Source organism: Pelagibius sp. (genome assembly GCF_028289705.1).
In the GTDB taxonomy this organism is placed as follows: domain Bacteria; phylum Pseudomonadota; class Alphaproteobacteria; order Kiloniellales; family Kiloniellaceae; genus Pelagibius.
The window spans coordinates 83,071-97,291 of the sequence record NZ_JANQOI010000090.1 but is presented as its reverse complement, the minus strand read 5'-3'; the positions used below and the strand labels follow the sequence as shown (position 1 = coordinate 97,291).

The window sequence follows — 14,221 nt, the reverse complement described above, 5'->3', positions numbered from 1 at the left end:
TCGGCCGGCGTTCGAACCGTCCTCCGGGATGATTCGGCTTCCGTAAGTATTCGGCCAAAAGCGAACGACTCGGGTTAGTGGAGCAATAATTAACCAAAAGTAATCGCTACATGTAGGTTTCGTTACAATGCAGTGAAGCTGAGGTTATATTCCCCAGCATTTGCACAGCCGTCCTTTTTCCGCTTCGGGCGAGTTGCTATAAGCCGCGCAAAGACCGCCGCTGTGGCAAGCCTTGTGGGATATGCGGACTCGACCGATGGACGGCCTGGCACCTACGCGACCTTCGCGATATCGCAGCATCTTCATCTCCGACATTCATTTGGGGACGCGGGGATGCAAGGCCGATTACCTGCTCGATTTCTTGAAGAACACCGAGTGCGAGACGCTCTATCTCGTCGGCGACATCTTCGACGGCTGGCGCCTGAAAAGAAACTGGTACTGGCCGCAGGCCCACAACGACGTGGTGCAGAAGCTGTTGCGCAAGGTGCGCAAGGGTATGCGCCTGGTCTATGTGCCGGGCAACCACGATGAGGTTTTGCGCGACTACCTCGGCATGCACTTCGGCGGCGTCGAGGTGATCAAGGAGGTGATCCACGAGACCGCCGACGGCAAGCGCATGCTGGTGATCCACGGCGACGAGTTCGACGGGATCGTCAAGTACGCGCGCTGGCTGGCGCTCCTGGGCGACTGGGCCTACGTCACCATGCTGCAGGTCAACACCGTCTTCAACTACCTGCGGCGTAAGCTGGGCTTCGGCTACTGGTCGCTCTCGGCCTATCTGAAGCATCGGGTGAAGAACGCGGTCCAGTTCATCAGCAACTTCGAGGACGCGGTGGTGGCGGAGGCCAAGCGCCACAAGGTGGACGGCGTGATCTGCGGCCACATTCACTTGGCGGAGATGCGCATGATCGACGGTATTCTCTACGTCAACGACGGCGACTGGGTGGAGAGCTGCACGGCGCTCGTCGAGCATATGGACGGCCGGCTGGAGATCCTGCACTGGGCCGAACTGCGGGCCTTTCCCATGCTGGAGCCGGCAACCGCCGCCGCCTGAGCGTTATGCGTATTCTGCTGGCGAGCGACGCCTGGTATCCACAAATCAACGGCGTCGTGCGTACCCTCAACCGGGTCCGCGAGGAGCTGGAGCCCCAGGGCGATGTCTTCGAGGTGCTCGCACCGCACCTCTTCAAGACGCTGCCCTGTCCGACCTATCTTGAGATTCCGCTGGCGATCCTGCCGTCCCTCGGGCTCAAGAAGCGCATCGATGCCTTCGCCCCCGACGCCATTCACATCGCCACCGAGGGGCCCATCGGGGTCGCCGTCAGGAACTACTGCGTCAAGCGCAGGCTGCCCTTCACCACTTCCTATCACACCCGTTTTCCCGAGTACCTCGCGGCCCGGGCGCCGGTCTCCCCGGACCTGGGCTACCGCTTCATGCGCTGGTTCCACAGACCCTCGGCCGCCGTCATGGTGGCGACCCAGTCCATGCGCCAGGAGCTGGAATCCAGGGGCTTCGAGCGACTGGTGGACTGGACACGCGGCGTGGACACCACGCTGTTCCGGCCGGAGGCGACGCCGGCCCTCGACCTGCCGCGGCCGATCTATATGTACGTCGGTCGCGTGGCGGTGGAGAAGAACATTCAGGCCTTCCTCGACCTGAAGCTGGACGGCAGCAAGGTGGTGGTGGGCGACGGCCCGCAGCGCGCGGAGTTGGAAGCGGCCTTTCCGGACGTCCACTTCGTTGGCGCCAAGCAGGGTGAGGATCTGGCCGCCCACTATGCCTCCGGCGACGTCTTCGTCTTTCCCAGCCGCACCGACACCTTCGGCCTGGTGGTGCTGGAGGCCCTGGCCAGCGGCATGCCGGTGGCGGCCTATCCGGTGCCGGGTCCCCTGGACATCGTCGACGGCGCCGGGGTGGGGGTTCTGAGCGAGGACCTGGGCAGCGCCACCCGCGAGGCCATCAAGATCGACCGCGGCCACTGTCGCGAGCACGCCCTGAAGTTCTCCTGGGCCCACTGCGCCCAGATGTTCCGCGAAAATCTCCACCGGCTGGTGTAGGACCAGAACCGAAGCGACCCGAAGAGACCGCCATCACCTGACGAAGAGGTGACGGTTCTCCTGCACGAAGTCAGTGATTTCACCAAGCCACGCATCGGCGACGGCCTGGACGCCTGGGGCGGCCATGTCTTCGCCGACGGTTGCGCGCGGACCCTCGGCCAGCAACCGACCATCGCTGTTGCTGATCCGGTAGGTGAGCGTCAGACCGCTGCCGCCCGCCTTTGCCTGGGCGACAACCTCGATCTTGGCGCTGTCGCCGGGTGAACGCGAGAAGCTGAACCGAGCATTGATCGGAGTGCCTGGCGTTGGGCTCGCGTCATAGGTTGCCGCGCAGTTCGCAAGGGTCCCCCGCAAGGCGCAGAAGTGCTTGCGGAGACCATAGTCCAGGGACACGAGGACCGGGTGCTGCAGGGGTTCCTTGTGAACTTTAGGGAACTGCGTGCCGATTCGCATGATCATCGCCTCAGGAGTGAGGTCCTCGACCATATAGAGGCGAATCAGCCCTTCGACCCTTGCGATGTTCTCTTCAGTGAGAACACAGGAGATATCGAGCGAATCGATCTCGCCGAACTCCCCCGACGGCTCAATGGAGGGGATGAGGTACGACTCGGTCATCCCGTCCTCGGCCGGGTCGACCTGCCAGATCTTGATCCCCTTGCGTCTTTCCGCGCAGTGCTGGCTGTAGATCGCCATGGACCCATCGTAGCAGGGCGTGCCGTCCGCGAAGGTGGTGCTCATCCACTCGGTCCACATCGGGCCCCGGTAGTCCTCGCACTTGATACGGTCGAAAAGACGCCGCCATAGAGCCTGGGCCTGTAGGTATTCCCCTGGATCCACCAAGGCGTTGGGAAAAAGGACATCCATGGCTTACTGGTGGCTCGCTTGAAGCGGGAGTCTGGTCAAAGGTTGGCTCCATAGAAGGCCTCCAAGATTGGCCCGCCACTATTGGAGCGCTAAACTGGTTCCCGGACAAGCGGGCGCGGAGGCCCGGAACTGCAGGGGAGGGGGGCGATGCACCCGGACTACGACGTGCGCGATCGGCGCTTCAGCGACTATCTTCTGGGCAACTGCAAGGTCGACAAGCTCTATACCGGGACCCTCTGGGCCGAAGGGCCGGTCTACTTCTGCGATGGCGACTTTCTGCTGTGGAGCGACATCCCCAACAACCGCATGATGAAGTGGACGCCGGGGGCCGGGGTCACCGAATTCCGCCGCCCCTCCAACTACACCAACGGCCACACGCGCGACCGCGAAGGGCGGCTGGTGAGCTGTGAGCACGGCGCCCGCCGGGTCACCCGCACCGAATGGGACGGCAGCATCGCGGTCCTGGCCGACAATTACCAGGGCAAGCGCCTCAACTCACCGAACGATGTGGTGGTGAAGTCCGACGGCACCGTCTGGTTCCCCGACCCGCCCTACGGCATCCTCTCCGACTACGAGGGCTACAAGGCCGACAGCGAGATCGGCGCCAACTATGTCTACCGCCTCGACCCGAGCAGCGGCGAGCTGACGGTGGCCTCCGACGACTTCGACAAGCCCAACGGTCTCGCCTTCTCGCCCGATGAGAAGATCCTCTACATCGCCGATACCGGTCTCTCCCACGACCCCGACGGTCCGCGCCACATCCGCGCCTTCCAGGTGAGCGACGACGGCAAACTGTCGGGCGGCGATGTCTTTGCGGTCTGCGACGCCGGCGTGTTCGACGGGTTCCGCCTGGATGAGGACGGCAACATCTGGTCCAGCGCCGCCGACGGCGTGCACTGCTACTCCCCCGCGGGCGAACTGCTGGGCAAGATCAAGGTGCCGGAGACGGTCTCCAACGTGACCTTCGGCGGCCCGAAGAAGAACCAGCTCTTCATCACCGCCACCACCTCGCTTTACGCCGTGACCCTGAACCGCCGCGGCGTGCAGTGGCCTTAGCACCGAAGTAGCTTAGTCGTGGGGGTGCCCGTCAGGGGCCGTCGAAGCTGTAGCCGAAGCGCGCGATGTCCGGCGCGTAGAGGTCGGCGACCTGGCGGCGGGCTGCCTCGTCGTAGTAGTCGCGGTAGTCCGGGTAGGTGGGAAAGGCCGCCTCCTCGCGCCGGCACCAGAGGTGTTTCAGCATGCGGCCGGCGCGCCCCTCCGCCCTCTCCTTCGGTGCCTCGATCCGGGAGATCGAGTGGTTCACGTGGGGCACATCGATGGGCGGCAGCCCGATTTCCTCGCAGACCTTCTTGAAGTCGCTGTGAAGGCTCTCGAAGCGTCCGAGGAAGTCGACCCTCAGGCGCCCCTCCGCATCGCAGATGAAGTCGCTTTGCGGGCCGACGAACCAGTGTCGCTCCTGCCACATCCAATCGCTGAGATGCCTGGCGACGAAGTCTGCGAAACTGCACGTCTTCTGGAAGCGGTAATACTTGTAGATCGACACCGCCCGGTCCCAGGGGTTGCGGACGATGGCGAACTTGAAGTAGCTGTCGAACTGCTCCTGGGTCATGTACTTGCAGCCGACATACTCGTGCCACTTCAGGTGCGCGAGCCGGGGCGGCCCCAGTTCGGGCCGGTCGTTGGGCCGCATCAGCAGCGGTGCCCGCGTTTCGTAGGTCAGCCCCAGGAGATCCAGAAACACATGCTCGATGCTTTGCCCGGCGTTCTTCGGGATATGGATGAACACGCACTTGTGGTGATGAGAGATCATCGCAGGGTCCCCCGGCCCCGAAGCGTCGCCGTGCCGCGGAGCCCCTGTCGCTGCCGCTCCAGATCTGAGCTCCAGGGCTTCATGCGCCGCTCTCCAACAGCGTTTCCGCCCGCTGCCAGGGGCCGTAGCTGCGCCCGTGGGCGGTGTGGATGCCCATCCGCAGATGTTTGCGCTGCGGCTCGTAGTGGTTTTCGGCAGTGAAAGGTGCAGAGAACAGATCCGCTCCCACCAGCTCGTCCCTGACGAAGAACGCATTGACCCCGGAGATCGAACAGCCGACCAGGGCGTATCCCCGTTCCTTGAGCAGCAGCTCGTAGGCCTTCAGGGATGCGCCGAAGTAGTCCGTCCCATCCCAGGAATGGTGATCGTTGTAGGCCATGACCCAGTCGATGGCCGGGCCTTTGCGGGCGTTGTACTCGACGACGATGACCCGGGGCGCGATGCAGTCGATCTGCTGCAGGATGTGGAAGTCGTTGCCGTCGATATCGACGGAAAGGAGATCGATCTCGCCTTGAAAGACCGCGCCGATCAGAGCGTTGATGTTACCCTTGTCGATGAGCGCGCCCTTGATGTGCAGCCTCTCGCTGGCGACGAGATCGCCGAAGCGCCGTTCCGCGCGGGAGAGCTGGGCCGCGTCCGCATCGATCCAGAGTCCGCGCCAGCCGTCCAGAAGCAGCGCATGGCTGTTGTTCTCCAGGCCGTTCCCGCAGCCGAATTCGACGAAGGTCCTGGGGCCGGGGCCGATGCGTCTGAAGATCTCCGCCAGGATGCCGTCTTCGTCGGCCTGGGAGTAGAGGGAGTAGCCGAAGCCGTTGAGCCTCTTCGGATCACGGAACCGCTCCGACTCGATGAGCGAGCGATACTCGCGCCTGAGTTCCGACCACAGCAGCGCCTGCTGGGTTCGGTTCAGTCTGCTGAGGTCCTTCTGACCATCCCTGAGGGTCCAGACCAGGCGCCGCAGCTTTCCGAGCATCGGATTGGCGTTCAGACCCGGCCACTTTGGGGGCGTGGACCCCCTGGATGACCGAAGCCGGGCTGACCTGTCTTGGCGGAGACGTCCGGGGTTCCATAGGCGGAGGCGGTGATCGCGGCCATTGCAGGCCAAGTACGCGCCTCGGCCTCGGCACGGTTGGCGGCAGCCATGCGTACCAGGTCGGCGCGTCGGGCGCGCCTCAGAGCTTCAGGCAACTGCCCGGGTTCGAAGTAGAGCGCGCCGTCGTCGCCGGGAACGTCGAAGACCCTGGCGGCTTCGGGCAGGATCAGCGGCTTGGCGAAAGACATGGCGAGCAGGGCCGAACCGGAGGCCAGGGTCCGCGCATAGGGCAAGACCACGACGGAGGCGAGGCTGAGATAAGACGGCAGGTCCTCGTCGGGAACGTAGCCGATCCGCAGGACGATCCGCGGGTCCTCGGCCGACGCGGCCCGCAGCCAGTCTTCTATGTCCGGCGTGAATGCGGCCCCGGCAATGACCAGACGGGCATCGTCGTCCGGCAGAGTTCGGAAAGCCTCGACAAGCTCCTCAACGCCTTTGTACCGGCGGATCGCGCCGACGAAGAGATAGACGAAATCCGAGGCTTCGAGGCCCAGATCATGGCGCATCGTTGTCACAGCATCGGGGGGTGCCGCGGGGTATTGTCCGACGTAGCTCGCATGGGGAACGACCCGGGTCTTCCCGGCGAGCGTAACACCGTATTCGCGCTCCAACAGGGCAAGGGCGCTCTGGCTGTGTACAAAGCATCCATCGACGAGGCGTGCGATCTGGCGCCGGAGGCGCAGCTCCCACCGCGGGTCCGCGCTCTCATGGGAAACGAGGTTATGGATCGTCCAGTAAACCGGCACACCGAGCAGTCGGCAGAGCCTGAGATCGAGGATCAGCAGCAGTAGCTTGATGAGGCGCTTGAGCGGATTGGCAGACCACAGCAGCGGCCTTATCCAGGGTGCGATCCAATGGATGTGAAGCACACCGGCATCGCGGCGGCTGCACAGCAGGCGGAAGAGGGGCAGGCGGGCCTTCGGATAGTCTGCAAAGTCGACGCCGTAGCCTTCATCGGCGAGCGCTTTGGCGAGCAACGGCTGATAGGGGTTGGCTTCGCACCAGGCGGGCAGGAAGAGAACACTGCGTCTATCGCGAGCCATGCGGAGCGGGACCGAAGATGGTGAAGAGCGAAACAGCGGGGGCCAGCCTTGCTTTCAGGTCACTACACCATGAGCGCCGGCTGGGCGAAGTGACATTCTTGGGCTGTGCATGTCCGGCCTGAGCGCCCCCGTCACCGGCACGGCCCTTCGCTGAGGACCGCCGCCTTGTCGGTACGCACCTCACTGGCCTGGACCTTCAGCGAGCAGACCTTGCAGTACGGTCTGCAGTTCGCCGCCGCGGTCATCATCGCGCGGCTGCTGACGCCCGACGAACTGGGCATCTTCGCCCTGGCCATGTCGGCGGCTGCGGTGCTGACGGCGCTGCGCACCTTCGGGGTGGGTAACTATCTCATCCGCGAGCCGGACCTCAATCCGGAGAAGATCTGCTCCGCCTTCGGGGTCATGCTGATCATGTCCTGGGTCTTGGGGCTGCTGCTGTTCCTGGCGCGCCATCACCTGGCCGAGTTCTACGGCCGCTCCGGCATCGCCGAGGTCATGGCTCTCTTGGCGCTGAGTTTCCTGATCGCGCCCTTCGGGGCGCCGGCCACGGCTCTGTTGACCCGGGAGATGCGGTTCGGGGCCCTGCATAACATCGGCCTGCTGTCCAACGTTTCGGGCACGCTGCTCAGCGTCTCTCTCGCCTTTGCCGGTTACAGCTACATGGCGCTCGCCTGGGGCATCCTGCTGACCGCCTTTCTCTCGGCTCTGCTGCCCATGCTGGTTCTGCCGCGTTATGCCTTCATCCGGCCGTCGCTGGTCTACTGGCGGGACATCACCCGGTTCGGCGGTCTGCTATCGCTCTCGCAAGTCATCAGCACGGCCAACACCCAGGGCACGCGGTTCATCCTCGGTGCTTTCACCAGTCCGGCTTTGGTGGCGCAGTTCATCCGGGCGTCGCAGATTCCCAACCTCTACCGCAACGGCATCTTTGCGCCGGTGGCCCGGGTCCTGGTGCCGGCCTGGTCCAAGTCGATCCGCGACGGGCACTCCATCGCCGCCGGGGTGGAAAAGCTGGTGGCGCTGAATACCGTGCTGGTCTGGCCGGTCTTCCTGGCGCTGGGGCTGATTGCCGTGCCCTTCATCACCCTAGTGTTCGGTGAGAACTGGCGGCCCGCAGGAGAGATCTTCGCCTGGATCCTCCTGGCCCAGGCCATCATCGTGATCCTGCCGCAGCCGGAGCAGGTCCTGGTTCCTCACGGCAGGATCGCCCGCCTCCTGACCTTCCGCAGCGCCACGGCGGTCTTTTCGCTTTCGACCGCGGCCTATGGCGCCGCGCTCGGTCTCGAAGCCTTTGCCATGTCACGGGTTCTGGTCGCCTGTTTCTTCGTGACCGCCAACTTCGTTGCGATCAAAGACCTTGTGAGCTTCCAGGGCCGGCGTTTCGGTATCATCTACCTTCGCTCCGCGTTCGTCGCGGTCTTCGCGTCGGTGCCGGCCGCCGCCTATCACTTGGGCGGGCCGGGGGTCACGGACCTTATCGATCTGCTGACGGTCATCGCCGGCTGCGCCCTCTTGTGGCTGTTGGGGGCCGCGGCAACCGGTCATGTCGTCTGGCTCGAGGGTTTGGCAGCGCTGCGCCGGGTCTGGGCGGCGCGGAGGCTCTCGCCATGAAGGGACTGGGACGCCTGTTGTTCGGTCCCCACCGCAGTCGGCAGAGCGCGCGGGGCGCCAAGACCTACGCGGCAAGGCTGGACTCCCAACTGGCCGCCTTTGAGGCGCGTTTCGGCGGCAGCACGGGAGAACAGGGGGCGGTCGCACCGTTGACCGACTCGCCGGTCTTTCTGCTGTCCGCCGGCTGGCGCTCCGGCTCGACGCTGCTGCAGCGCATGGTCATGGCAAACAACCCGGCGGTTATCATCTGGGGCGAGCCCTATGACCTCGCCCTGCCGATCCAGGGGCTGGCGGACCAGTTCAGGCCCTTCTCGGAGGTCTGGCCGCGGGACAGCGACTTTGCCGGCCCCGCGGGCGTGGATCTCTCCAACGCCTGGGTCGCCAACCTCTACCCGCCGGCGGCGTCCTTCCGTGCCGCGCATCTTGCCTATCTGGAGGCGCTTCTCGCGGCGCCGGCTGAGGCCCTGGGCCGCAGCCTTTGGGGCTTGAAGGAGGTGCGCCTCGGGGCGGACGAGGTGCGCTATCTGCGCTGGCTCTATCCGCGGGCGCGCTTCGTGTTCCTGGTCCGCGATCCGCTGAATGCCTATCGGTCCTACCGGCAAAAGCTCTCCTGGTATGCCCGCTGGCCCAACCGGATGGTGACGACCCCCTATGGCTTCGGCGCCCACTGGCGCCGTCTCAGCCGAGACTTTCTTGAGTTGCAGAGCCAGGGCATCGGCTTGCTGCTGCGCTACGAGGAACTCGGCGAGGACGCTACGGTTGCCCGCCTCAGCAACTACCTCGGCTGGCCCGTCCCGCGGCCGCAGGAGATGCAAAAAATCAAGGGCCTGGACGGCAAGGATCAGGTCCGGCTGGGCACGGTCGAGGCGGCCATCCTGAAGCGCGGTGCCGGCAGGACCGCAAGTGAGTTCGGCTATGGATGACCGGCGGCGCCGGAGACCGCACGACCCACTGCCGCTTGGCCACATCTATGGCCCTTGTCTGGATCGGCCCCTGCGCGGCATGAAGACCCAACACCAAGGCGGGAGGTCTCGATAGCATGGTGCAGCGCTCCGTCCGCAACCTGGCAAAGGCGGTGCTCCCCAAGCGGGTGATCAGCCACTTGGTGCGGCAGGGCGGCAGCGGACAGGCTCAAAGCTCGCCGCGCTTCGCCGCGCCTTTGGAGGGTGTTGAGGAAACCCTGGGCTGTTGCATTGCCTATACCGAGAACGGCGGCTTCTGCGTTCCCCTCTCATCGCGCCATCGCCCCGCAGCACGGACCATCCTTCAGGGCGGCGTTTACGAGCCGGAGACCATCGCCTTCCTGACAGACAACTGCGGCGGGGGCGACATCGTTCACGCCGGGGCCTACTTCGGGGACTTTCTGCCCGCACTTTCGCGGGCCTGCGCAGCCGGTGCGCAGGTATGGGCTTTTGAGCCGAACCCAGAGAACTTCAGATGCGCCGACGTGACCTGCGCCATCAATGGGCTGAACAACGTCCATCTCATGAACAGCGGTCTGGGCCCGGCGCGGGCGCGCGCGGTCATGCAGGTCAGGGACCGGACCGGGCGCGCCCTGGGGGGTAGCAGCCAAGTCGTCGAAGAGGCCGGCGGTCTTTCGGACCGCCTGACCACCGCGGTCGACCTTGTCGCCCTGGACGACGTCGTGCCCTCCGACAGGCAGGTCTCGGTGATCCAACTCGATGTCGAGGGTTTCGAACAGCAGGCGCTGGCCGGCGCGGTGAAGACCATCGCGCGCTGTCTGCCGATCCTCGTGCTGGAGACGCTGCCGGCGCAAAGCTGGCTCGCGGAAAGCGTCCTCAGCCTTGGATACCGGATGGACCGGAAGGTCCACGGCAACCAGGTGCTGCTGCCGCCGGCTCTCGCCGATTCAGCGTCGGGATCGGAAGCGGCGAGTGCATGAGACGATGCGGCCGCCAGGGCGGTTTTCGCCGATGACCTGACAGAGAAAGCTCATGGAACTTCCTCAGGTGAAACAGAGATCCAGCATTGTGCTGCGCCGGCTTCTGAACCAGACCGGCCTTGCGCGGAAGAAGGTCTTCGCAGTCGGCTTCAACAAGACCGGCACCTCGTCGCTGCACGCCCTCTTCGAGTCGCTCGGCCGTCCCTCCTATCACGGCAACCGCTGGCGGAGCTGTGACGACCTGGCGCTGCTACGCGCTTACGACTGCTTCAGCGACGGCATTCCGAAGGACCTGGCGAAGCTCGACCGGCTCTTTCCCGGATCGAAGTTCATCCTGCAGGTGCGCGATCTCGACGGCTGGATCTACAGCCGTCTGGCGCATGTGGAGCGCTCAAAGAAGGCACATACCTATAAGGGCGGCGCGCACTGGGACGCCACCGAAGAGGCGGTCAAAGCCTGGGTGCGGGAGCGGAATGCCCATCATCTTTCCGTGCTGTCGTACTTCTCCGAGCGGCCCTCGGACCTGCTGGTGGTGAACTTCATCCGCGACGAGGCGGCGGCGACGAAGATCTGCGGGTTTCTCGGGAAGACGGGCAGCTACCGCCGGCCGGAGAAGAACATGAACACCCGCAAGTCCCGCCCCGCGGAACATACGGCGATGATCGGCCGAAGCATCGCGGCGCTGGGAATTCCGGAGCGTGAACTGGAGTACGATATCTACTGCCCCAGCATCGCCGGCCCTGACGCGCGCGCCGGCTTTCCGCCGGACACCGACGTACAGGCGCTGTTTGGCTAGTCCTCGAAGAAGTCCTGCCAAGGGGTTCCGGCGAAGGCAGCCTTCAGTTCGCCGTAGTTGGTCACCAGGTCTTCGAGGTGTTCGGGGTTCTGTCGTCGGTGATTGGTCTCCAAGGGCCGGTAGGGAAGGTCCAGGAAGCCGAGGATGGTCTCGAAGCTGGCCTCAGGGCTGGCGACCAGGTCTTCGTAATAAATCGAAACTGTGCGGTGGCCGCTGAAGGCCGCGTCGCCTCTTTCTTCCCAGGCTCGGGTCTGGCGGAATCCGTCTTCCAGTTCCTCGACGCTCAGGCGGACGGCCTTGCGCCGCGCGATCTCGGTGGGCGTGGATGTGGTGACCGCCCAGACGTCTTGGGCCGCCGCGATCTTTCGTGAGATCAGCGTGCGCAGGATATTGCGCCGCTTTAGATGGATGACTCGCAGGTCTCTCTGGCCGATCAGATCGGCAAGGAGGCTGTCCGGGTCGCCGTCCTGGGGATGGTAGTAGAAGACCTTGAAGCCCTTGGCCTTCACGTGGTGGGGCTGCTTTCCGTAAACCCTGGCCAGGATGTCCCTGTGATCGCGCCCGTTCAGCTTGGCGAGGACCTCCCCCTCCACCAGGATATCGGGATGGGAGTTCAGGAAGGAAATGAGCATGTTGGAGCCGGTGCGCGATCGTGACAGCACGATGAAGCGGGTGTAGTCCCGGTGCCCGACGGCGCGCCGCAGCCTGTCGCCGAGGGAGCCGAGCATCCGGGTCGGACTCTGAACGTCTTTGAGCGTCATGCGCAGGGAAACCTCAATTGTCAGCGGTGCCGCAGGTCCCGAGGACAGGGACAGCGTGGCCTCCGGCGCACTCTCCGGAGGCTCGATCCGGGTTGCAAGGGACAACGCTGAGGCGGGAACGGCGGTCCGTTCAGCCCTGGATCTTCGGCCCGCCACCGCCAACCAGCCTGTGGTTGTGATCCTAGTGTCGGTGTTGATTTCCCAAGGGATATCAGCCACTAGGCAAGTTCACCCAGACCATCGCATGAAGGTTGAGATGCGCCCGCGCCTGCAATAAGCTCTTGCGCAATCAACGTCCAAAAGACGACAGCGGGAGAGCGCTTTTCCGGAGCCTCCCAGCGGGAGGGGAGCCCCAGACGTGCGCGAGCCGGTCAAATATCTGTTCATATGGCCCGCGTTTCTGGTGGTGCTGTTGATCGGCTTGTTCCCGCTGATCTACTCGCTGACCGTCTCCTTCCAGAGCATCCGCCTGGTTCCGCCGCGGCCGCCGCGGTTCATCGGCTTCGACAACTATGGGGCTTTGCTGGGGGACGAGCGCTTCTGGCAGGTGGTGACCACCACCTCCGGCATCGTGTTTTCCTCGGTCTTCGTTCAGTACGTGATCGGCTTCGCCGTCGCCCTGGCCCTGTTCAGCCGGGTGCCGGGGGAACGGCTATTCCGGGTGGTCTTTCTCTTCCCCATGCTGATGGCGCCCATCGCCGTCGCGCTGGTGGGGCGCATGCTGTTTCACTCCACCGTCGGCCCGGTGAACCACTTCTTCACGCTCCTCGGCTTTCCCAATCTGCCGTTCCTGACCCAAGCCAACTGGGCCCTGGGCACCATTGTCACGGTGGAGGTCTGGCAGTGGACGCCCTTTGTCATCCTGCTGATGCTGGCTGGCCTGCAGAGTCTGCCGCGGGACGTCTATGAGGCGGCCGCTCTGGAGAACGCCACGCCCTGGCAGCAGTTCTGGGGCATCACCTTTCCCATGCTGCTGCCGATCTCGGCGGCGGTGGTTTTCATCCGCATCATCGAGAGCTTCAAGATCATCGACACGGTCTTCGTGCTGACCGGCGGCGGGCCCGGTGTCTCAACCGAAACCCTGACGCTCTACGCCTATCAGGAGGGCTTCAAGAAGTTCAATCTGGGCTACACCTCGGCCCTCTCGTTCCTCTTCCTCATCGTAGTGATCATCATCGGTGTGGTCTATTTGGCAGTCCTGCGGCCGCATCTGGAGAAGCGGGCATGATGAAGCGCCCTCTGGTCTTCGGGCTGTGCCTCTTCTGGGCGCTGGTGACCCTGTTTCCGCTCTACTGGACCCTGGTCACCTCGGTGAAGCCCCCCACGGCCGTGAACGGGGGGCCGACCTATCTGCCCTATATCGACTTCGTGCCGACCTTGCAGGCCTATATAGACGCCTTCTCCGGCATCCGCGGCGATTTCATCAGCCCCTTCATCAATTCGAGCCTGATTTCGATCACCGCAACCGCTCTGTCGGTTCTGTTCGGCACCATGGCGGCCTATGCCCTGGTGCGCTTCGAGTTCCGCATCCGGCTGCTCTCGGGGCTGATCTTCGCGGCCCTGGCCATCGGCGGCTTTCTGCTGTTCAACGAAACCCTCGGCTTTTCCCGGGCCCAGGCCATGGGCCTGGCCTTCCTTCTGGCCCTGCCGGCCTGCCTGCTGGCCAACCGGCTGCCCCTGCCGGGCCCGGTGCTGGGCAACAATGACGTCCTCTTCTGGTTCGTCTCCCAGCGCATGTTCCCGCCCATCGTCACCGCCTTCGCGCTGTTCCTGCTCTACTCCGAGATCGGCCGCGAAGGTTTCAAGCTGCTGGACAGCTTTCTCGGCATGGTGCTTTGCTATACTGCCTTTTCCATCCCCATCGTGGTCTGGCTGATGCGCGACTTCCTCGCGGCACTGCCGGTCGAGATCGAGGAGGCGGCCCTGGTGGACGACGTGCCGCGCATCCGGATATTCTTTGAGATCGTGCTGCCCATGGCGCGGCCCGGACTGATTGCCACCTCGCTCATCACCCTCGCATTCATTTGGAACGAGTTTCTCTTTTCCCTGCTGCTGACCACTTCGGAATGGCAGACCCTGCCGATCCTGCTGTCGGGGCAGAACTCTTATCGGGGGGACGAGTGGTGGGCGATTTCCGTGGCCGCCCTGTTCGGGATCGCGCCGATGATGGGGGTGGCCATGTTGCTCGCCAAATTGATGCGCTCCGGCCTGACGCTGGGCGGTATTCGTTAGGGATACATCGGAGCGGGATGGAGTGGAGAACACGAGGAAACGGAGCGCCA

At 64.3% G+C, this 14,221-nt stretch carries 14 protein-coding genes; 9 read left to right on the top strand and 5 right to left on the bottom strand.

Annotated features, from left to right (window positions below; translation table 11 throughout):
- Positions 1-256 precede the first annotated feature (256 nt).
- Positions 257-1,054, top strand: coding sequence for a UDP-2,3-diacylglucosamine diphosphatase (locus Q0996_RS12395; RefSeq protein WP_299619811.1), 798 nt, complete (start codon positions 257-259; stop codon positions 1,052-1,054).
- A 5-nt stretch (positions 1,055-1,059) separates the two neighbouring features.
- Positions 1,060-2,058, top strand: a complete 999-nt coding sequence (locus Q0996_RS12390; RefSeq protein WP_299619809.1) for a glycosyltransferase family 1 protein — start codon at positions 1,060-1,062, stop codon at positions 2,056-2,058.
- A 33-nt stretch (positions 2,059-2,091) separates the two neighbouring features.
- Here the strand turns inward: Q0996_RS12390 and Q0996_RS12385 are convergent, their stop codons facing one another.
- The gene (locus Q0996_RS12385; protein WP_299619807.1) at positions 2,092-2,751 is read right to left on the bottom strand and encodes a hypothetical protein; all 660 of its coding nucleotides are present in this window, start codon (positions 2,749-2,751) and stop codon (positions 2,092-2,094) included.
- A 318-nt stretch (positions 2,752-3,069) separates the two neighbouring features.
- Here Q0996_RS12385 and Q0996_RS12380 point away from each other — a divergent pair, with 318 nt between their 5' ends.
- Positions 3,070-3,978, top strand: coding sequence for an SMP-30/gluconolactonase/LRE family protein (locus tag Q0996_RS12380; protein WP_299619805.1), 909 nt, complete (start codon positions 3,070-3,072; stop codon positions 3,976-3,978).
- A 31-nt stretch (positions 3,979-4,009) separates the two neighbouring features.
- Here Q0996_RS12380 and Q0996_RS12375 read toward each other — a convergent pair whose 3' ends face one another.
- From Q0996_RS12375 to Q0996_RS12365, 3 genes are all read right to left on the bottom strand, one after another.
- The gene (locus Q0996_RS12375; protein WP_299619803.1) at positions 4,010-4,732 is read right to left on the bottom strand and encodes a sulfotransferase family 2 domain-containing protein; all 723 of its coding nucleotides are present in this window, start codon (positions 4,730-4,732) and stop codon (positions 4,010-4,012) included.
- Between the two features lie 79 nt (positions 4,733-4,811).
- Complete coding sequence (locus tag Q0996_RS12370; protein ID WP_299619801.1) at positions 4,812-5,705, bottom strand: hypothetical protein; 894 nt, start codon at positions 5,703-5,705, stop codon at positions 4,812-4,814.
- 11 nt (positions 5,706-5,716) lie between these two features.
- The gene (locus Q0996_RS12365) at positions 5,717-6,868 is read right to left on the bottom strand and encodes a glycosyltransferase (protein ID WP_299619799.1); all 1,152 of its coding nucleotides are present in this window, start codon (positions 6,866-6,868) and stop codon (positions 5,717-5,719) included.
- 165 nt (positions 6,869-7,033) lie between these two features.
- On the opposite strand from Q0996_RS12365, the gene Q0996_RS12360 reads away from it, so the two are divergent.
- From Q0996_RS12360 to Q0996_RS12345, 4 genes are all read left to right on the top strand, one after another.
- Positions 7,034-8,479 (top strand): oligosaccharide flippase family protein, encoded by a 1,446-nt coding sequence (locus tag Q0996_RS12360; RefSeq protein ID WP_299619797.1) that lies wholly within the window; start codon positions 7,034-7,036, stop codon positions 8,477-8,479.
- Entirely contained in the window at positions 8,476-9,402 is a 927-nt protein-coding gene (locus Q0996_RS12355) for a sulfotransferase (RefSeq protein WP_299619795.1), read from the top strand. Before Q0996_RS12360 ends, Q0996_RS12355 begins: the two co-directional genes overlap by 4 nt.
- A 116-nt stretch (positions 9,403-9,518) precedes the next feature.
- Entirely contained in the window at positions 9,519-10,382 is an 864-nt protein-coding gene (locus tag Q0996_RS12350; RefSeq protein ID WP_299619793.1) for an FkbM family methyltransferase, read from the top strand.
- A 67-nt stretch (positions 10,383-10,449) separates the two neighbouring features.
- Positions 10,450-11,178, top strand: coding sequence for a sulfotransferase (locus tag Q0996_RS12345; protein WP_299619791.1), 729 nt, complete (start codon positions 10,450-10,452; stop codon positions 11,176-11,178).
- Here Q0996_RS12345 and Q0996_RS12340 read toward each other — a convergent pair.
- Positions 11,175-11,939, bottom strand: coding sequence for a sulfotransferase (locus tag Q0996_RS12340; protein WP_299619789.1), 765 nt, complete (start codon positions 11,937-11,939; stop codon positions 11,175-11,177). The two genes, Q0996_RS12345 and Q0996_RS12340, sit on opposite strands and share 4 nt — an antisense overlap.
- Positions 11,940-12,297: 358 nt before the next feature.
- Between Q0996_RS12340 and Q0996_RS12335 the strand changes: the two genes are divergently transcribed.
- Together Q0996_RS12335 and Q0996_RS12330 are read left to right on the top strand one after the other, a co-directional pair.
- Positions 12,298-13,167 carry a carbohydrate ABC transporter permease gene (locus tag Q0996_RS12335; RefSeq protein WP_299619788.1) on the top strand — a complete coding sequence of 290 codons (870 nt, stop codon included), beginning with the start codon at positions 12,298-12,300 and terminating at the stop codon, positions 13,165-13,167.
- On the top strand, positions 13,164-14,171 hold the full coding sequence (locus Q0996_RS12330) for a carbohydrate ABC transporter permease (RefSeq protein WP_299619786.1): 1,008 nt from the start codon (positions 13,164-13,166) through the stop codon (positions 14,169-14,171). Before Q0996_RS12335 ends, Q0996_RS12330 begins: the two co-directional genes overlap by 4 nt.
- Positions 14,172-14,221: the final 50 nt, after the last annotated feature.